The following is an 18,965-nucleotide window of genomic DNA, read 5'->3' on the forward strand; positions in this document are numbered from 1 at the left end:
GCACCCCCCGACGTCCCGCGCAGCACGGCGTCCCCCCGACGACCGGCGAACGGACAGGCGACGCCGGACCGGCGCCAGTCCGGCGCCAGTCCCGCGTCAGACCGGCGTCGCCGTGTACCGCACCAGGTCCCCGCCGACGTCGCTCGCCGCGATCGGGACGACCCGGCCGCCCCGCTCGATCCAGAGCGTGTTCGCCTGTTCGTCGAGCCGGTCCACCGGGTGCAGGGCCCCGTCCAGCAGCACCGAGGCGCTCACGCGGACCCGTCCGGACGCGGGTCGCGGCGGCAGCCCCGGCACGTCGTCGGCGTACTCCGGGTACTCGCCGGGGGCCAGGAGCGGCGCCACGGGCGTCGTCACGACCTCCACGCCGGCAGCGCCGGTCGACGTGCGGTGCGCCGGTGCTGTCCCGCCCAGGTCGTCGCCGTCGCGCCCCGCGACGGTCACGACCACGAGCCGCACGGCCTGGTCCATCGGCAGCGGGACGTCGACCTTCGGGGCCTCCGCCGTCCCGGCCAGTGCGCGGAACGCGGGTCGCCCGTCGGGGCCGAGGTGGGCCTCCTGGCCGTCGATGCGGACCCGGCCGCGCCCTCGTGAGTCGGCGTAGACCCCGGGCTCCAGCCCGGAACGGCGGGCGTCCAGGAGGCTCACCACGACCCGGTCCGGCCGGTACCAGTCCCGGAGCGTGGCCGGGTCCACCCAGCCGATGCTCGCGACGCCGCGCGTCAGTTCGGCGGAGTCGTCGGCGGCGCGCTCGTCGAGCGCGCCGAGCGGGTGCTCGCCGCGCACCGCGACGAGCCCGTCGTAGCGGCCGTCCGGCGAGACCGGCGGGCGGTGGTCGAGCACCTCGACGCGCTTCGAGACCTTGCCGCCGTGTCCGTCGAAGGTCGCGAAGGTACGGAGGTCCTCGGGCACGGTGGTCATGGGGTCACATGGTACGACCGGACACCGTCACGCGGGGTCATCGCTCGACCGTGCTCGGCTCAGACGCGGTCGTCCGGCGCGTGCGGGACCGGCGGGGCGGTCGGGACGAGGGATCGTATCTCACCCGTGCAGGTCGCGGGGTCGACGCCCTCCGCGGGGCCGGCCGGTCGCGTCGCTCGGCGCGAGGGGGGTGCCGGCGTGCGCGAGCTTCTGCGGTTCCAGGCTGTTGCGCTGGGCGGAGCGGATGAGGCGGTCCTCCTCGGCCTCCGAGCGGAAGACGCCGTGCGGCGACCGGCGGAGGGCGGGTCGGACGGGCTCGCCGCGGCGGTCCTGCCCGGGGAAGGGTCGGGAGCGCTTGCCGTAGAGCAGCTCCGACGAGTCGAGCAGCCACGGGACGAGCGCGACCGTGACGCCGTGCATGAGCAGCAGCTTCTTGCGGATGCGGCGGCCGCGGTGGTTGTGCAGCAGCCCCTCCCACCAGTGGCCGACGATGAACACCGGGGTGTAGACCGTGACGACCTCGGATCCGTGCTCGAGCCGGTGCGCCTTGATGTACTTGATGAGCGGCATCGAGATGTCGCGGTACGGGCTCGGCACCATCGTCAACGGGACCTCGATGCCGTGCTCGGCCCACTGCTCCCGGAGGCGCGCGGCCTCGGCGTCGTCGATGGCGACGTGCACCGCCTCGAGGTCGGCGTGCTTCGCGGCGATGGCGTAGTCGAGCGCCTTCAGCACGGGCTTCTGCAGCTTGTTCACGAGGACGATGGCGTGGTCGCCCGTGGCGCCGAACTCGGTCTCCGCGTCGGCCGCGATCTCGTGCGAGACGTCGCGGTAGTAGCGGTTCACGCCGAGCATGAGCACGAACAGCACCGGCATGATCACGAAGACGAGCCAGGCGCCGTGCGTGAACTTCGTGATGGTGACGATGACGAGCACCACGAACGTGAAGGTGGCGCCGATCGAGTTGATCGTGAGGCTGCGGATGACCTGCCCGCGGTGCACGGGCTCCCCGGCGGTGCCGGCACGGTCGGCGCGGAGCAGGCTCACCCAGTGCTTGACCATCCCGCTCTGCCCGAGCGTGAACGAGACGAACACGCCGATGATGTACAGCTGGATCAGGCTCGTGACGTTCGCCCGGTAGACGATGAGCAGTGCGGCCGCGACGAGCGCGAGCACGATGACGCCGTTCGAGTAGATGAGCCGGTCACCGCGGGTGGACAGCGCCTTCGGGGCGTAGGAGTCGCGCGCCAGGATCGAGCCGAGCAGCGGGAACCCGTTGAACGCCGTGTTCGCGGCGAGGAGCAGCACCGCCGCCGTGGTCGCCTGGATGACGAAGAACAGGACCGAGTTGTTGCCGAACGTGGCCGCGGCGATCTGGGCGATGAGGGAGCGCTGCGGTGTCGCCGCGCAGTCCGCGAAGCCCTGCAGGTCGCACGCGTTCTCGGCGTAGTGCACGCGGGAGACGAGGGCGAGCGTGATGAGGCCGACGAACAGCACGATCGCGATGCCGCCCATGAGCACGAGGGTCTGCTGCGCGTTCTTGATCTTCGGCCGGCGGAAGGCCGGGATGCCGTTCGCGATCGCCTCGACACCGGTGAGCGCCGAACAGCCGGACGCGAAGGCCCGGAGGAGCAGGAGGATGAAGGCCGCCTGCGTGGTGTGCTCGATGTTCTCGACGGTGTAGCCGGCGGACTCGGCCACGGGCGCGTCCCCGGCGACGATGCGGACGAGGCCGGTCACCACCATCAGGAAGACGCTCGCCACGAACAGGTAGGTCGGGACGGCGAAGGCCTTGCTCGACTCGCGGACGCCGCGGAGGTTCGCGGCCGCCAGCAGCACGACGAACAGGAGCGCCAGCTCCACGCGGAACGGGTTGAGCATCGGCAGCGCCGAGATGATGTTGTCGACGCCGGAGGCCACCGACACGGCGACCGTCATCACGTAGTCGACGAGGAGGGCGCTCGCGACGACGAGCCCGGCCTTCTCGCCGAGGTTCCGGTGGGCGACCTCGTAGTCGCCACCCCCCGGACGGGTACGCCTTGATGAGCTGCCGGTAGGACGCGACGACGACCACGAGCAGCAGCACGACGAGCGCGGCCACCCAGGGGGGCGAACGTCAGGAACGCCATCCCGCCGAGCAGCAGGATCATGAGCAGTTCCTGCGGTGCGTACGCCACGGAGGAGAGCGGGTCGCTGGCGAAGATGGGGAGCGCCAGGTGCTTCGGCAGGAGCTGCCCCTCGAGTTTCTCGGAGGGGAGCGGGTCGCCGATCAGTCGGGCTTTCAACGACCGGGTCTCGTTGGTCACGAGCGACGAACTTACTCGTTGGCGGGGCGAACGCAACACCGGAGGCCGGAACCGTATTCCCCCACGAGCGGACGGGACGCGGAGAACCCCTCCGATCCGCGGATCGTCGCGGATCGGAGGGGTTCTCCTGTCCTTCTCTGAAGGAACGGACAGGTTCGACGGTCGGTGCTCCGGTGACGGCCGGGAGGCCCGGACCGCGTCCGCCCCGCCGGACCGGTCGTCCTGGTGTCCGGTCGCTTCAGAACGACCCGCGCAGGGCCTCCAGGCCGTCACGGAGGCGCTGGACCGCAGCGTCGTCGAGCGTGCCGCGGGCTGCGCGGCGACGCAGGTCGGCACGGAGCTGCTGCCGGAACACGGCGACCGCCATCTCGGCGTCGCGGAGGGTCCGGCCGCCGGACCCCGCGACCGGTGCCGGCTCGGCGCCGGCGGCACCCGGGGCCCCCGTCGGGCCGCTGTGCTGCGCGGCGGCGAGGTCGGCGCGGAGCGACTCCATCGCGGCGCCGACCGACGCGCGGACGCCGTCGGCGAGCGACTTCACGCTGTCCGCGACACCGTTCTCGAGCTGGGCGACCTCGTCGGCTCGTGCGTCGAGCTCGGCGCGACCGGCCTCGGTGATCGCGTAGACGGTCTTCCGGCCGTCGGAGGTCTTCGTGACCAGGCCGTCCTCCTCGAGCTTGGCGAGCCGCGGGTACACGGTGCCGGCACTCGGGACGTAGGTGCCGCCGAAGCGGTCGCCGAGCGCGGTGATGACCTCGTAGCCGTGCATCGGGTGGTCGGCGAGCAGGACGAGCAGGTACAGGCGCAGGTGTCCGTGCGCGAAGACGGGGCTCATGCGACACCGCCCTGCTCGTCGGCGGTCGGGGTGGTGTCGGCGGCCGGGACTGGTGCCGGGCCGTGCACGATCGCGACGTCGCCGGAGACGGAGTTGACCCGGATGTCGACGTACGAGCCGGAGAGCTCCCCGTCGGTCCGGGTGTACGTGCCGCGGGTGCCGCGGAGCTCGGCGTCGTCGAACTGCAGGCGGCCGGTGGCGGTGGTGATGGTGCTCGTGTAGGCCGTGCCGTGCTCGAGTCGGACGTCGACCGGGCCGGAGACGGTGTTCACCTTCACGCTGTCCGGGGTGCCGTGCAGGTCGAGCACCACGGCGGACGAGACGGCGTCGGCCGAGAACCGACGGATCTCGCCGGTGGCGACGACGTCGCCCGAGACCGTCCGGAGCGTGACGGTGCCGACCTGGTCGCGGATCGTGGTCGTGCCGGAGACCGCGTGGACCTGGACGTCACCGATGACCGCGTCGACGACGACGTCCCCGGAGACGCTGTTGAGCACCGCGCCGCGCTCGGTGCCGGAGAGCAGGACGCCGGCGGAGACGACGCCGAGCGTGACCGTGACGTCCCGTGGCACGAGGATGCTGACGTCCGCGCGGGCGCCGCCGCCGCGGAAGGACTTGAGGAAGCCGAGGGGGGTCGTCCCAGCGCATCTGGGGGTGGTCGACCGTCAGGGTGTCGCCCTCGATCTCCACCTTGATGGGCTTGCCGGAGACCTGGTGGATCTCCACGCGCGCGGTCGGCTCATCGTGCGTGACGACGTCCACCTGCCCGCCGACCAGGCCCACCCGCAGTGCGCGGACGATCCCGGTGTCGATGACCTTCGGCTCGTCGACGAGCCATTTCTCCTGTGCCATGACTGCTCCTCGGTGTCGGACGGAACGCGATGTATCGCGTCTTTCGCGACACGATACATCGCGTCCTGTGCGGACGCCAGGGTCAGATCGAGACGTCGGGCAGACGGTCAGCGACCAGCGGGGCGGGAGCGGGTCTGGCCTCCCGGCCGGGGCTCCACGGGAACCGGCGGAACAGCGGCATGAGCGGCTGGACCAGCGGACCGATCGCGAACGCGGCGACCACCGTGCCGACGCCGACGTCCCCGCCGAGCAGCCAGCCGACGACGACGACCGTGACCTCCACGACCGTGCGCGCCACCCACACCGGCCAGCCGAACCGTTCGTGCAGCCCGACCATCAGGCCGTCCCGTGCGCCGGTGCCGAAGCCCGCGCCGATGTAGCACGCCGTCGCGACCGCGAGCAGGGCGATGCTCCCGACGAACAGCAGGACGCGACCGACCAGGCCGGCCGGTTCGGGGACCAGCCAGAGGACCAGGTCGGCTGCCGGACCGATCGCGAGGGCGTTGAGCAGCGTGCCGATCCCAGGTCGTTGCCGGAGCGGGATCCAGAACAGCAGGATCACCAGGCTGGACACGACCGTGATGACGCCGAACGACCACGGCAGGACGTTCTCCAGGCCCTGCGTGAGGACGGTCCACGACGAGACGCCGACGACCGCGCGGACCTGCAGTGCGACCGAGGCGCCGTAGAGGAACAGGCCGACGAGGAGTTGGACGAAACGGAGGGACACGGTGGAGGAGCGGGACACGGTTCGAGCTTGGAACAGATTGGCCTGCTGGTCGAGAGCCAATCGTCCTACTGTGGACCCCGTGACCCCCCGTCCTCCTCAGTGCCCGCTCCGCCGCCGTACTCCTGACGCACTGGCGTGCCGGCTCCGACGCCCCGGCGTACGAGGCGCTCGCCGACGCCGTGCGGGTCCTCGTCATCGACGGGCGCATCCCGCACGGCGCTCGCCTGCCCGCCGAACGCGGGCTCGCGGCCGCACTCGGCGTCTCCCGCACCACCGTCGCGAACGCGTACGCACGACTCCGCGTCGACGGCTTCCTGACGTCCCTCCGCGGGTCGGGCAGCGTCGTCCGCCTGCCGCTCGAGGGGCGCCCGGACCCCGAGGAGCTCGGCGGCGTCGTACCCGCGGACGTGCTCGACCTGCGGAAGGCCGCCCTGCGGAGCGCCCCGGTCGTGGCCGAGGCCGTCGAACGCGCGATGCGGCACCTGCCGGCGGCGCTCGCCGGGATCGGGTTCGACACCGTCGGGGACCCGGGCCTCCGCGCGGCGATCGCGGAGCGGTACACGGCCCGGGGGGCTGCCGACCTCGCCCTCCGAGGTGATCGTCACCGTCGGCGCCCAACACGCGATCGCGCTGCTGGCACGGGTGCTCGTCGGGCGCGGTGACCCGGTGCTCGTCGAGTCGCCGACCTACCCGCACGCGCACGAGGCCCTCCGCGCTGCCGGTGGTCGGCTGGTGTCGGTCCCCGTCGACCCCCCGCGGTGGGTGGGACGAAGGCGTGCTCGACGCGACCCTGCGCCGCTCGGCGCCGACGATGGCCTACGTCATGCCCGAGCTGCACAACCCGACGGGCGCGACCATGCCGACGTCCACGCGGAGCGTCCTGCTCGAGGCCGCCGCGGCCGTCGGCACGGTCGTCGTGGCCGACGAGACGATGGGGGGAGCTCCGCATCGACGGCCCATCCGCGCCCCCGCTGGCCGCCGGGGCGCCGGGCGAGGTCGTGATGGTCGGTTCGGCGGACAAGGTGTTCTGGGGCGGGCTGCGGATCGGCTGGATCCGGGCTGCTCCGGAGCTCCTGCACCGCCTGCTCCTCGCGCGGCCGACGGGCGACCTCGGGACGCCGACGCTGGACCAACTCGTCGCGCGTGAACTGGTCCCGCAGACGGCGGCCGTCCTGGAGGCCCGGCGTCCGGCCCTGCGCGCGGGTCGCGACGGCCTCGTCGCCGCGTTGCGGGAACGGCTGCCGGAGTGGGACGTCCCGTCGCCGGCCGGCGGGTTGACCACGTGGGTGGGGCTCGGGCGTCCGGTGTCGACCGCGCTGGTCCTCGCGGCGCGGTCCGAGGGGGGTCGTGCTCGCGTCCGGGGGGCGTGTTCGGGCCGGACGGCGGGTTCGAGCGGTCGCTCCGCGTGCCGTTCACCCTGACCGCGGAGGAACGGGAGCGCGTGGTCGACGCCCTCGCGCGGTCCTGGGCACGGGTGGGCGGGGCGACCGTGGGCGCGCGGGGGGTCGTCGGCGGCGGTGGTCTGAGGACGCACGCGTCTGTGGTCTGTGGTCTGTGGTCTGCGGTGCGCGGTCGGCCGCGTCCGTGGTGCGCGGACGTCCGCGTCCGTGGTCCGCGGTCGGCCGCGTCACTCCTGCGGAGGATGCCCATGCCCCTCCCGGGTGATGTGACGAGCGGACGGGCACGCCAGCATCGAGACCATGAACAGCACCCTGTCCTCTCCCGGTGTCGCCCGGGCCGCGTCGCCGACCGCTCCCGGGCACCCGAGCGGCAGTGCCGTGCCGCCGGTCGCCCGACTCACCATGGCGGTGACCGGGGCCGTGCTCGCCGGCGTCGCGACGAGCTTCGGGCAGGCGGTGCCCGGGCTGGCGTCCATCTCCAACGCGGCCGGGCCGTGGTTCGTCGTCGCCGTGCTGCTCGTGCTCGCCGCCGGGGTCGCTCGGGGGGAGTGTCCGACCGCGGCTGCGGACCGCGCTCGCGATGGCGCTCGGCGTCGTGCTGCTCGAGCTCATGCACATCGGCTACTGGGCGACGACGAACCTCCGCGGCTACCCGGACTCGCTGTCGATCACCAACTTCTGGGTCGTGATGGCACTGCCCGCCGGGCTGCTCGCCGGTGCCGTCGCCGTCGCGCTCCGGTCTCCGGACGGCCGCTGGCGGGGTGCCGCCGCCGGTGTGACCGCTGCGGTCCTCATCGGCGAGGGCGCCCGCGCCCTGCTGCAGGTCGCCGCGACCACGGGGACCGCCACGTGGGTCGTCCAGATCGTGGTCGGGGTCGGCGTCCTCGTCGCCGGCATCGCGTTGGCCCGGTCGCCGATCGGCCGTGCGGTCGCGCTCGGGGTCGGCGTCGTCGGCTCGGTCGGCGTGCTCGCCGTGTACTCCCTGCTCGGCGCCGCCTGACCGGGAGGTCCCCGCCACACGTCCGGGTACCTGCACGTTCATCCCCAGGATGCACTTCGGCTGGGTGGATGCAGGACCGGGCTGCGAGGATCAGGGCGTGCACCTCCTCTCCGTCTTCAGTCTCCGGAACCGGGCCCTCATCGCCCTCGTGACGATCGTGGTGGCCGTCTTCGGTGGCGTCGCCCTGTCGAGCCTCAAGCAGGAACTCATCCCGAGCGTCGAGTTCCCGCAGGTCGCCATCGTCAGCGCCTACCCGGGGGGCCACGCCGGAGGTCGTGTCGAACGACGTCTCGACGAAGATCGAGCAGGCGATCCAGGTCGTGCCCGACCTCGAGTCGACGAGTGCGACGTCGTCCACCGGGCAGAGCGTCGTCTCCGCCTCGTTCGACTACGGCTCGAACCTGGCCAGCGCCGAGGACAAGATCCAGACCGCGGTCAACGCCCTCTCGCTCCCCGACTCCGTACAGACGCAGATCGTCACCGGGTCCTTCGACGACCTGCCGGTGCTGCAGGTCGCGGTCTCGTCGTCCGGCAACCAGGAGGAGCTGGTCGACCGGCTGCAGGCGACCGCGATCCCCGACCTCGAGAAGCTCGACGGGGTCCGGCAGGCCGACGTGTTCGGCAACCCCGGGCGTCGCGTCGTCATCACACCGGACGAGGACGAGCTCGCGGCCCGGGGGCTCAGTCAGACGGCGATCTCGGACGCCCTCGACGACAACGGCACGCTGATCCCGGGTGGCACGATCACGGAGGACGGGTCGACCCTCTCGGTGCAGACCGGTGAGCGGATCGCGTCGCTCGAGGACATCCGCGCGTTGCCCCTCACCAACTCGTCCGGCTCGGGCGGATCGGACGCGGCGGACACCACGTCGACCGACACGACCGGCGCACCCGGCGCCGGTGCACCCGCCGCCGGTGGGCCCGCTGCCGGTGCGACGACCCCGGGCGGGACGACGACCGGTGGCGCGACCGACGCCGCACCCACCGACGCGGCCGCGACCCCTGCCGTGACCCCGACCGACACCACCCTCGGCGACGTCGCCGAGGTCGCGATCAAGGAGTCGCCGCGGACGTCGATCAGCCGCGTCGACGGCGAGCAGGCCCTGACGATCTCGATCACGAAGACGCAGGAGGCCAACACCGTCGACGTGTCGACCGTCGTCGGCGACGCGCTGCCCGGCATCGAGGCCAAGATCGAGGGCGACCCGCGCTTCACCGTCGTCTTCGACCAGGCGCCCTACATCCAGCAGTCGATCGACTCCCTGGCCGAGGAGGGACTGCTCGGCCTGGCCTTCGCGGTCGTCGTCATCCTGGTGTTCCTGCTCTCGGTGCGGTCCACCCTCGTGACGGCGGTCTCGATCCCGACGTCGGTGCTCCTCGCGGCGATCGGCATGCAGGCGGCGGGCTACTCGCTCAACATCATCACGCTGGCCGCGCTCACCATCGCGATCGGCCGTGTGGTGGACGACTCCATCGTCGTCATCGAGAACATCAAGCGGCACATGCGCCCCGGCGTCGACCGAGCGCAGGCCGTGCTCGACGCCGTCCGCGAGGTCGCCGGCGCCGTCACCGCGTCGACGCTCACGACCGTCGCGGTGTTCCTCCCCGTGGCCTTCGTCGCGGAACTCGTCGGGGAGCTCTTCCGGCCGTTCGCGGTGACCGTCACCCTGGCGCTCGTGGCCTCGCTGCTCGTGTCGCTCACGATCGTCCCGGTGCTCGCCTACTGGTGGCTGCGCCCGAAGAAGGCGAAGCAGGCCACGGGGGGAGCAGGCCACAGTGGAGCAGGCCACAGCGGAGCGGGCCACAGCTGAGCGGGACGAGCAGACCGCGCACGCCGTGGGGCGCGCGGACGAGCCCGCCGTCCGTCCGACGTCCGAGGCCGCGCTCGCGTCCGCCGCGGACCTGCACGACGCCGGCACCTCGGACCGTCTCCGTCGCGTGTACCTCCCGGTGCTCCGCTGGGCCGTCCGGGCGCCGGTCGTCGTGGTCCTGCTCGCCGTCGTGGTCCTGGGTGGCACGGCCGCCGCGCTGCCGTTGGTCACCACGAACTACCTCGGGGACTCCGGGCAGAACACCTTCACCGTGACCCAGGACCTGAAGGCCGGTTCGAGCCTCGACGTCCAGTCCGACTCCGCACGACAGGTGGAGCGGGAACTGCAGGACGTCCCCGGCGTCGAGACCGTCCAGACCACCATCGGCACGAGCGGGCAGTCCATCCAGGCCGCGTTCGGCGGCGGCGGATCGGCTTCCGTGCAGTACGCGGTCACCACCGATGCGGAAGCCGACCAGCCGACGATCCAGGCCGACGCCCGGAAGCGGCTCGACGCCATCGACGGCGTGGGCGAGATCACCATCGCCTCGTCCGGTGGTGGGTTCGGCGGCAGCAGCGACATCGAGGTGGACGTCACCGCCCCGACGCAGGCGCAGCTCGAGACCGCCTCACGCAAGGTCCTCGCGACCATGCGTTCGGTCGAGGGCACCACCGGCGCGACGAGCAACCTGTCCGCGGCGGAGCCCTTCCTCGCCGTCCGAGTGGACCGGGCGAAGGCCGCCGACCTCGGACTCACCGAGACCCAGGTCGGTGGACTCGTGGCCGCCGCGGTGTCGCCGCGTGACACCGGCAGCATCGAGATCGACGACGCCACGCTCGACGTGTACATCGCGAACCCGGACCCGCCGACGACCGTCGAGGCACTGCGCTCACTCGACGTGCCGACGAGCACCGGCACCGTGCCGCTGACGGACGTCGCGTCGGTCGAGCAGTCCGAGGGGCCCACGACGGTCACGACGACGAACGCCGCCCGGACCGCCACGATCACCGTCACACCGGACGCGACGAACCTCGGGGCCGCCGTGCAGTCCGTCACGAAGGCGGTCGACGAACTCGACCTGCCGCGCGGGGCGAGCGCCTCCATCGGCGGTGTCGCCGCGAGCCAGTCGTCGGCGTTCTCGCAGCTCGGCCTCGCCGTCGTGGTCGCCGTGCTGATCGTCTACGTGATCATGGTCGCCACGTTCCGGAGCCTGCTCCAGCCGCTCATGCTCCTGGTCTCGGTGCCGTTCGCCGCGACCGGTGCGATCCTGCTGCAGGTCATCTCGGGCGTCCCGATCGGTGTCGCGTCGCTCATCGGGCTGCTCATGCTCGTCGGCATCGTCGTGACGAACGCGATCGTCCTCATCGACCTGGTGAACCAGTACCGGCGACGAGGACTGCCAGTCCGGGAGGCGTTGCTCGAGGGCGCGACCCGACGCCTCCGCCCGATCCTGATGACCGCGCTGGCGACGATCTTCGCGCTGCTGCCGATGGCGATCGGGCTCACCGGCAAGTCGGGGTTCATCTCCCAGCCGCTGGCCCTCGTCGTGATCGGTGGTCTGGTGTCGTCGACGCTGCTGACGCTCGTCGTGCTGCCGGCGTTGTACGCCCTGGTCGAGGGTGCTCGTGAGCGTCGGGCGCAGCGGAAGGCGGCTCGCGCCGAGGCGTGATCAGCGGGGCGCGTCGCCGCTCATGCGGCGGCGTGCCCCTGCATGCATCGGGTCGTGCGACCGTGCGGCCGACGGCACGCAGACGGTGTCAGCGGCCGTCGGAGTCCTGGTCGAGCTCGCGGAACCAGGACACCAGCACGCACGTCACGGTGACGAGGAACACGACCGCCGCGACCGGTGTGACCACGGTTGCCTGCCCGACGGCAGCGCCGTACCAACCGGACGCCACCGTGACGAAGAAGGAGAGCCCCAGCAGGAGTTCCGCGGCGGTGCGGACCGACGTCCAGCTGCCGGTGCGGGCACGCACGGCGGAGGTGGCCGGGGCGGAGATCGAGGGGTGCGTCACCCGCCAAGCCTGACGATCCGTCGACATCATCGACAGTCCCGCTCCGGGTGCCACCCGTGCGGGGCACGTCACCCCGGAGCACGTCACCCCGGGGAACGGTCAGCCGGGCCGGACGGCGCCGGCGTCAGCGTCAGCGTCAGCGTCAGCCCAGGTTGTCGCGCAGGAACGCCGTGACCCGCCGGCTCATCGCCCGGTCGAGCTGCGCGATCGAGTGCGCCGACCCCTGCACAGCGACGAACGTCACCGGGACGCCGTGGTCGCGCAGGGTCGTCGCGAAGCGCTGCGACTCCCACAGCGGGATGAACTCGTCGGTGGAGTGCCCGATGAAGAACGGCGCGGTCTCCTGCGTCACCTGGTACATCGGCGACGCTCGTCCGGCCGCCGGGCACGACCGGTACGACTCGCACCCGAGGTACAGCAACTGCTTCCGCTGGAACGAGGCAGCGACCCCCCTCAGCACCGGTGGACCGGACCGTGAGGTCGGTCGGCCCGCTCAGGTCGACGACCGCCCGGATGCGGGAGCCGTCGGCGTAGGCGCTCGACTCGTGGTCCTCGACGGCCAGGAGCGCGGCCAGGTTGCCGCCGGCGCTGCCACCGAACACCCCGACCCGGTCCGGGTCGACGTCGTACGTCTGCATGGTGGTCGGCCGGAAGACGAAGTCGAGCGCGCGACGGACGTCGTCGAGACCGGCCGGGAACGGGTCGGTCGGTGCGAGGCGGTAGTCGACGTTGAACGTCACGAACCCCTCGGACGCCAGGAACTGACAGACCGACCGGTACGCCGCCGTGGCCTTGTCGCCGTGGGACCAGCTGCCGCCGTGGATCATCATCACGGCAGGGCGCGAACCGACCTCGACGCGGTCCGGCTCCTCGGATGCCGGCGCGGTCGGCGTCGGCATCGGGGTGGGCGTGGACGTGCTCTCGGGCGGACTGTCGGCCGGCAGGCACACGTCGAGCTGCTGCAGGGGGGTCCTGCCCGTACGGCACGTCCGGCACGACGTCGATGCCGTGGTACTCCAACGACAGCGGGTAGATGACGGGGTCGGCGGTGACGGTGCTGTTCCCGTCCCCGGTCCCGTCGACGGTGCACGACGCCGCTGCGCCGACGACCGCGGCCGCGGCGACGAGCGCGAGCAGGGTACGGCGGCCGGACTTCATCGCCAGCCACGGTACATGGGCAGGTGGGGGGTGCCAGGATGGACGCGAGATCCGCAGGAGGACCCGTGAGCCGTCAGAAGTCCTGGAACGCCGACCCCGAGCCGCTCCTGCGCGTCGGCTCGGGGTTCCGGCTCGACACGGTCGACCCCGACGCCACCCCGGGGTTCCCGGGCCGCAGAATCGACGGGCTGGAAGCGCTCGCCGCGGGCGCCTCCCGCCTGGCGGCCCTGCAGGAACGGCTCTGGGCAGCGGCGACGGCGGGGGACCAGCGCCGTGTGCTGCTCGTCCTGCAGGCGATGGACACCGCGGGCAAGGGCGGCATCGTGTCCCACGTGGTCGGCGCGGTCGACCCCAACGGCGTGCGCTACGCGGGTTTCAAGGCCCCCACCGCTGAGGAGCGCGAGCACGACTTCCTCTGGCGCGTCGAACGGCAGTTGCCGGACGCGGGACAGCTCGGCGTCTTCGACCGCTCCCACTACGAGGACGTGCTGGTCCAGCGTGTCCGGCAGTTCGCCGGACCGGACGAGATCGAACGGCGCTACGGCGCGATCGTCGACTTCGAGCGCCGGCTCACCGAGCAGGGCACGACGATCATCAAGGTGATGCTGCACATCTCGAAGGACGAGCAGCGCGAACGACTCGGCGACCGCCTCGACCGGCCGGACAAGCACTGGAAGTTCAACCCGGGCGACATCGACGACCGCCTGCTCTGGGACGACTACCAGGACGCGTACCAGGTGGTCTTCGACCGCACCGCGACACCGGAGGCCCCGTGGTACGTCGTGCCGGCGAACCGCAAGTGGTACGCCCGTCTCGCCATCCAGCAGCTCCTGCTGCGCGCCCTCGAGGACATGCACCTCTCGTGGCCCGCGGCGGACTTCGACGTGGCCGAGCAGCGCCAGCGGCTCGCCGAGTCCTGACCCGACCGCCGGGAGGCCCGTCCCACTTCCGCCTCCGATCCCACCGGTCGACGGGGCTGGTCTGACGGGGCCGGGTCGCGTATGCTTGATCGGTCGGCCTTCGACACCGCGGCCGCGAGCCGCGGACGTGTTTGGGTGTTGTGTAGTTCGAGGGCTGGAATCGCGTCGATCGACGTTGCGATGAACCCCCCTTTCCACGAGCCGCCCCCCGCCGATGTCGCTGCCGGGCTGCGTGGTACGTCTGCACCCCGGAAAGAACACATGGCCCCGTACGACAAGGGCGCGAACTCCCGCGCCGACCGCACCGACCGCACGCGCCACCCGAACGGCACCCCTGCCGCTCGCAGCGCCAAGCACCGCGGCTTCCGCGCTGCCGAGCCGACGGCTCCCCGCCAGAAGCAGCGCTGGGACGCCGACGAGCGTCGTTCCCGTCCGTCCTCGGGCGAGCGCCCGAACTGGGAGCCGCGCGACAGCCGCGGCAGCCGCCCTGCGTGGGAGCCGCGCGGTGCGGGCCGCCCCGCGCGCGGTTCGGACCGCGACGAGCGTGCGCCGCGCTCGTTCGACCGCAACGCTCCCTACTCGCACGGCCGTCCCGACGCTCCGCAGGCTCCGCGTCGCGCCGGAACCGGCTCGCAGGGGCCCAGTGCTCCGCGCCGTGACAGCGACGACCGTGCTCCTCGTCGGTTCGACCGCGACGAGCGTGCGCCGCGTTCGTTCGACCGTAACGACCGTGCTCCGCGCCGTGACAGCGACGAGCGTGCGCCGCGTCGCTTCGACCGTGACGACCGCGCCCCGCGCAGCTCCAACCGTGATGACCGTGCGCCGCGTCGTGACAGCGAAGAGCGTGCGCCGCGTCGCTTCGACCGTGACGACCGCGCGCCGCGTCGTGACGCCGATGACCGCGGCCCCCGTCGCTTCGATCGCGATGACCGCGCGCCGCGCAGCTTCAACCGTGATGACCGTGCGCCGCGTCGTGACAGCGACGAGCGTGCGCCGCGTCGTTTCGACCGTGACGACCGTGCGCCGCGTCGCTTCGACCGTGACGACCGCGCGCCGCGATCGTTCGACCGCAGCGATCGCGCCCCGCGTCGTGACAGCGATGAGCGTGCGCCCCGTCGCTTCGACCGTGACGACCGCGACCGCGCCCCGCGTCGTGACGACGCTCCTCGCGGCCACTTCGTCCCGGCCGACGACGTCAAGCTCGAGAAGCTCCAGGCCGAGTCGATCGTGGCCGCGGACGTCGAGGGCGTGACCTTCGGCGACCTCGGCATCGGCGGCAACATCTCCCGCGCGCTGGCCGAACTCGGTGCGAGCAGCCCGTTCCCGATCCAGGCGGCGACGATCCCCGACGTCCTGGCCGGCAAGGACGTCCTCGGCCGAGGCCGCACCGGGTCGGGCAAGACGATCGCGTTCGGTGCGCCGCTGGTCGAGAAGCTCATGGAGCACGGCGGCGGCACGAAGCGCAAGATGGGCCGCGCCCCCCGTGCGCTCATCCTCGCCCCGACGCGCGAGCTCGCCCTGCAGATCGACCGCACGGTGCAGCCGATCGCCCGGTCGGTCGGCCTGTTCACGACGCAGATCTACGGCGGTGTGCCCTACGGCCGCCAGGAGGGTGCCCTCCAGCGTGGCGTCGACATCATCGTCGGCACCCCGGGCCGTGTCCAGGACCTCATGAAGAAGGGGGACGCTCGACCTCAGCGAGGTCATCATCTCCGTCCTCGACGAGGCCGACCACATGTGCGACCTCGGGTTCCTCGAGCCCGTCCAGGAGATCCTCTCCGCGACGGCCGAGGTCACCCCGCAGGGCAACCGCGCGCAGAAGCTCCTGTTCAGCGCGACGCTCGACACCCAGGTGGCAGCGCTCGTCGAGGAGTTCCTGCACGAGCCGAGCGTGCACGAGGTCGCGGGTGAGGACCAGGCGTCCTCGACCATCGACCACCGCGTGCTCGTGGTCGAGCAGCGCGACAAGGACCGCGTCCTCGAGGAGCTCGTCGCCGGTGAGGGCAAGACCATCGTCTTCGCCCGGACCCGCGCCTACGCCGAGCGTCTCGCCGACCAGTTCGAGGACGCCGGCATCCGCGCGACGTCGCTGCACGGCGACCTCAACCAATCGCGACGCACGCGCAACCTGCAGCTGCTCACCAGTGGCCGCGTGAACGTGCTCGTCGCCACCGACGTGGCGGCCCGCGGCATCCACGTCGACGACGTCTCGCTCGTCGTGCAGGCCGACGCCCCGGACGACTACAAGGCGTACATGCACCGGTCCGGCCGTACGGGCCGTGCCGGCAAGGAGGGCACCGTCGTCACGATCGTCCCGCGCGGCCGTCGCCGCAAGATCGAGGGCATCCTCGAGCACGCGGAGATCGAGGCGGACCTCGTCGAGAGCGGCCCCGGCGACCGCATCATCGCGGAGCTCGCCGCGCGCTGACCCGACCACGCGCGCACAGGAGGCCCGGTACCAGCTGGTACCGTCCCTCCAGGCACGGCCGCCACGCCGCTGGCGCGTCGTGTCGGAACCTGCTGGTGGGGCCCACCTCCTGTCCGTCGTCCCCGCGGAACGCAACGAGGGCGACGACGCGCAACGCGACGGCGTTGCGTCAGGTCGCCGGGGTTGCGTGTCGCGGGGATCGTCAGCGGTTGAAGAAGAGCACGCCCCGGGCGTAGCCGGCCTGGCCGGCGTGCTGGATGCAGTCGTCGAGGATGCTCACGAGCCGCACACCGACGGTCACGGGCGGGTCGTACGAGTCGTCGACGACGGTCTCGAGGTCCTCCGGCGAGAGCGTCTGCAGGTACGCGACCGTGCGCGCGTGCACCGCGTCGAGGTACCCGGTGAGGAGTGCCGCCGACGCGCGGACGCGACCGACGTCGTCGCGGGACATGCCGTACCCGAGCGCCTCGGCGGGGAAGGGCAGACCGAAGCGTTCGACCCAGCCGTCCGCCGTCCACACCTGTTCGGTACCGGCGAGGGCGGCGACCTGGGCGTCCTGACCGCGGGCGATGTGCCAGGCGAGCCAGGCGAGCGTGTTCGCCCCGGCGGCCGGTCGGGACGCGAGCTGGTCCTCCGACAGGCCGTCGACGGCGCGTCCGACGGTCTCGGGCACGCGGGAGAACGCTTCGACGAGGAGTTCGGCGGGAGTGGTCATGTGTCCGACCGTACGCCGCCGGTCGTCCACCGGTGCCCGCGGTCGTCCGGTCCTCCACAGGGTCAGCGTGGGCGTCCGGGATGTCCCCGGCGGCCGTTACCGTGGCTCACATGCGGATCCTGCACACCGGCGACTGGCACCTCGGGCGCACCCTCCTCGGTGCGGACCTGCTGGAGCACCAGGCGGCGTTCCTCGACCACCTCGTGCAGGTCGTCCGCGAGCGGTCGGTCGACCTCGTGGTGGTCGCGGGGGGACGTTTACGACCGGGCGATCCCGCCGGTCGAGGCAGTCCGCATGCTGTCCCACGTCCTCGAACACCTCGCGGAGACGGCGACCGTCGTCGTGACCCCGGGCAACCACGACTCCGCGGTCCGACTCGGATTCGGTGCGGGCGTCATGAGCGACCGGGTCCGGATCCTCGCCGAGCCGTCCCGGCTCGCGGAGCCGGTGCTGGTCGACACCGACGACGGCGGCGGTCCGGTCGCGGTGTACGGCATCCCCTACCTCCAGCCCGACATGGTGCGGTACGCGCTCGCGCCCGTGCCCGACGAGCCGCTCGCCCGCTCGCACCAGGCCGTCGTCGGCGCGGCGATGGACCGCGTGCGGCGCGACCTCGCGGAACGCCCCGGCACCCGGTCGGTGGTCGTCGCGCACGCCTTCGTCGGCGGCGCGCTGCCGAGCGACAGCGAGCAGGACATCCGCGTCGGGGGGCGTCGACCGGGTCGCCGAGTCCACCTTCGACGGCGTGGACTACGTCGCCCTCGGACACCTGCACGGGCCGCAGCGCGTCGGTGCAGGCGACCGTATCCGGTACGCCGGATCCCCCCTGGCCTTCTCGTTCGGCGAGCGGAACCACACCAAGTCCGTGACGCTCGTCGAGCTCGCGGCCGACGGGGCCGTGACGGTCGACCTCCTCCCGACGCCCGTACCGCGCCGGCTCGTCGACGTGCGCGGCAGCATCGCCCAGATCGAGTCCGGGGTGTTCGCGGAGCACGCCGACGCATGGGTGCGGGTCGCCGTGACGGACACCGTGCACCCGGAGCGTCTCTACGCCCGGGTGAAGGACCGCTTCCCGCACGCCCTCGCCATCACGCACGAGCCCGCAGACGTCCCCGACCGGACACCGGCGCGAGCCGTCAGCGCGACGTCCGACCCGGTCGAGGTCGCCGCGGACTTCGTGACCTACGCCACCGGCGGCCGTCCGGACGACGTGGAACTCGGGATCCTGCGCGACGCCTACGAATCGGCAGCGGCCGCCCTGGCCGAGCAGGGAGCACGCTGATGTACCTGCACCGCCTCGACCTCCGCGCCGTCGGCCCGTACCCGGACCTCGTCTCGATCGACTTCGCCTCGCTCGCCGCGTCCGGGGTGTTCCTGCTCGAGGGTCCCACCGGATCCGGGAAGTCCACGATCATCGACGCGGTCGTGTACGCGCTCTTCGGCGGCCTCGCCGGCAGTGACGCCAGTGCCGATCGACTGCACAGCCAGCACGCCGACCCCGCCGTCGAGCCCTTCGTGGACCTGGTGTTCGAGACGGGTGCGGGCGTGTACCGCGTCCGTCGCACGCCGCCCTACGACCGTCCGAAGCAACGGGGGGAGCGGCACGATCCGGCAGCAGGCGTCCGCGCAGCTCTGGCGACTCGCCGACCCGTCGGACCTGGTCGGCGAACCGCTGTCCCACCGGGCGCCGGAGATCGGCGCCGAGGTCGCCCGCGTCGTCGGCCTGAACCGCGACCAGTTCCTGCAGACCGTCGTGCTGCCCCAGGGGGGAGTTCGCGAAGTTCCTCCGCGCTCCCGGTGAGGACCGTCGGAAGCTCCTGCAGTCGCTCTTCGGGACCGCGGTCTACGACCGGACCGCCGACGAACTCGCGGCGCGG

General features: G+C 72.5%; 14 protein-coding genes and 5 pseudogenes. 11 read left to right on the forward strand and 8 right to left on the reverse strand.

Annotation, left to right across the window (positions count from 1 at the left end; translation table 11 throughout):
- Positions 1-96: 96 nt before the first annotated feature.
- From DEJ15_RS05460 to yczE, 5 genes and pseudogenes are all read right to left on the reverse strand, one after another.
- Positions 97-921 (reverse strand): hypothetical protein, encoded by an 825-nt coding sequence (locus DEJ15_RS05460; protein ID WP_110823515.1) that lies wholly within the window; start codon positions 919-921, stop codon positions 97-99.
- 120 nt (positions 922-1,041) lie between these two features.
- Positions 1,042-3,194, reverse strand: a pseudogene (locus DEJ15_RS05465) (APC family permease).
- A gap of 271 nt (positions 3,195-3,465) precedes the next feature.
- Entirely contained in the window at positions 3,466-4,059 is a 594-nt protein-coding gene (locus DEJ15_RS05470) for a PadR family transcriptional regulator (RefSeq protein WP_110823516.1), read from the reverse strand.
- Positions 4,056-4,631, reverse strand: coding sequence for a DUF4097 family beta strand repeat-containing protein (locus DEJ15_RS05475; protein WP_284175832.1), 576 nt, complete (start codon positions 4,629-4,631; stop codon positions 4,056-4,058). The genes DEJ15_RS05470 and DEJ15_RS05475 overlap by 4 nt, the downstream gene beginning before the upstream one ends.
- Positions 4,632-4,993: 362 nt before the next feature.
- A complete protein-coding gene (gene yczE / locus DEJ15_RS05480; RefSeq protein ID WP_110823518.1) occupies positions 4,994-5,659 on the reverse strand; it encodes a membrane protein YczE in 666 nt (221 codons plus the stop codon).
- 161 nt (positions 5,660-5,820) lie between these two features.
- Here yczE and DEJ15_RS05485 point away from each other — a divergent pair, with 161 nt between their 5' ends.
- The 6 genes and pseudogenes from DEJ15_RS05485 to DEJ15_RS17875 all read left to right on the forward strand — a co-directional run bounded on the left by DEJ15_RS05485 (position 5,821) and on the right by DEJ15_RS17875 (position 11,521).
- A complete protein-coding gene (locus tag DEJ15_RS05485; protein ID WP_284175833.1) occupies positions 5,821-6,303 on the forward strand; it encodes a GntR family transcriptional regulator in 483 nt (160 codons plus the stop codon).
- Complete coding sequence (locus tag DEJ15_RS05490) at positions 6,236-6,643, forward strand: aminotransferase class I/II-fold pyridoxal phosphate-dependent enzyme (RefSeq protein ID WP_284175834.1); 408 nt, start codon at positions 6,236-6,238, stop codon at positions 6,641-6,643. The genes DEJ15_RS05485 and DEJ15_RS05490 overlap by 68 nt, the downstream gene beginning before the upstream one ends.
- Positions 6,643-7,062: an aminotransferase-like domain-containing protein gene (locus DEJ15_RS05495; protein ID WP_284175835.1), complete on the forward strand. Its 420-nt coding sequence runs from the start codon at positions 6,643-6,645 to the stop codon at positions 7,060-7,062. Before DEJ15_RS05490 ends, DEJ15_RS05495 begins: the two co-directional genes overlap by 1 nt.
- A 381-nt stretch (positions 7,063-7,443) precedes the next feature.
- A pseudogene (locus tag DEJ15_RS19370) lies at positions 7,444-7,524 on the forward strand (hypothetical protein); the annotation flags it as partial.
- Positions 7,525-7,603: 79 nt separating this feature from the next.
- Entirely contained in the window at positions 7,604-8,041 is a 438-nt protein-coding gene (locus DEJ15_RS05505; protein WP_284176297.1) for a DUF6518 family protein, read from the forward strand.
- A 97-nt stretch (positions 8,042-8,138) separates the two neighbouring features.
- A pseudogene (locus DEJ15_RS17875) lies at positions 8,139-11,521 on the forward strand (efflux RND transporter permease subunit).
- Positions 11,522-11,609: 88 nt separating this feature from the next.
- Here DEJ15_RS17875 and DEJ15_RS05520 read toward each other — a convergent pair.
- Entirely contained in the window at positions 11,610-11,867 is a 258-nt protein-coding gene (locus DEJ15_RS05520) for a hypothetical protein (RefSeq protein ID WP_110823521.1), read from the reverse strand.
- 83 nt (positions 11,868-11,950) lie between these two features.
- A complete protein-coding gene (locus tag DEJ15_RS19375; RefSeq protein ID WP_284175839.1) occupies positions 11,951-12,766 on the reverse strand; it encodes an alpha/beta hydrolase in 816 nt (271 codons plus the stop codon).
- A gap of 324 nt (positions 12,767-13,090) precedes the next feature.
- Here DEJ15_RS19375 and DEJ15_RS05530 point away from each other — a divergent pair, with 324 nt between their 5' ends.
- Positions 13,091-13,945 carry a polyphosphate kinase 2 family protein gene (locus DEJ15_RS05530; RefSeq protein WP_258365770.1) on the forward strand — a complete coding sequence of 285 codons (855 nt, stop codon included), beginning with the start codon at positions 13,091-13,093 and terminating at the stop codon, positions 13,943-13,945.
- Positions 13,946-14,206: 261 nt separating this feature from the next.
- Positions 14,207-16,373: pseudogene (locus DEJ15_RS19380) on the forward strand (DEAD/DEAH box helicase).
- Between the two features lie 202 nt (positions 16,374-16,575).
- Here the strand turns inward: DEJ15_RS19380 and DEJ15_RS05540 are convergent.
- On the reverse strand, positions 16,576-17,088 hold the full coding sequence (locus DEJ15_RS05540) for a mycothiol transferase (protein WP_110823963.1): 513 nt from the start codon (positions 17,086-17,088) through the stop codon (positions 16,576-16,578).
- A gap of 745 nt (positions 17,089-17,833) precedes the next feature.
- Here DEJ15_RS05540 and DEJ15_RS17905 point away from each other — a divergent pair.
- From DEJ15_RS17905 to DEJ15_RS05550, 3 genes and pseudogenes are all read left to right on the forward strand, one after another.
- The gene (locus DEJ15_RS17905) at positions 17,834-18,370 is read left to right on the forward strand and encodes an exonuclease SbcCD subunit D (RefSeq protein WP_349814816.1); all 537 of its coding nucleotides are present in this window, start codon (positions 17,834-17,836) and stop codon (positions 18,368-18,370) included.
- Positions 18,370-18,594 (forward strand): annotated as a pseudogene (locus DEJ15_RS17910) (AAA family ATPase); the annotation flags it as partial. The gene DEJ15_RS17905 and the pseudogene DEJ15_RS17910, both read left to right, overlap by 1 nt.
- A 31-nt stretch (positions 18,595-18,625) precedes the next feature.
- On the forward strand, positions 18,626-18,889 hold the full coding sequence (locus tag DEJ15_RS05550) for a hypothetical protein (protein WP_284175841.1): 264 nt from the start codon (positions 18,626-18,628) through the stop codon (positions 18,887-18,889).
- Positions 18,890-18,965: the final 76 nt, after the last annotated feature.

The organism is Curtobacterium sp. MCJR17_043, assembly GCF_003224315.2.
GTDB lineage: Bacteria > Actinomycetota > Actinomycetes > Actinomycetales > Microbacteriaceae > Curtobacterium.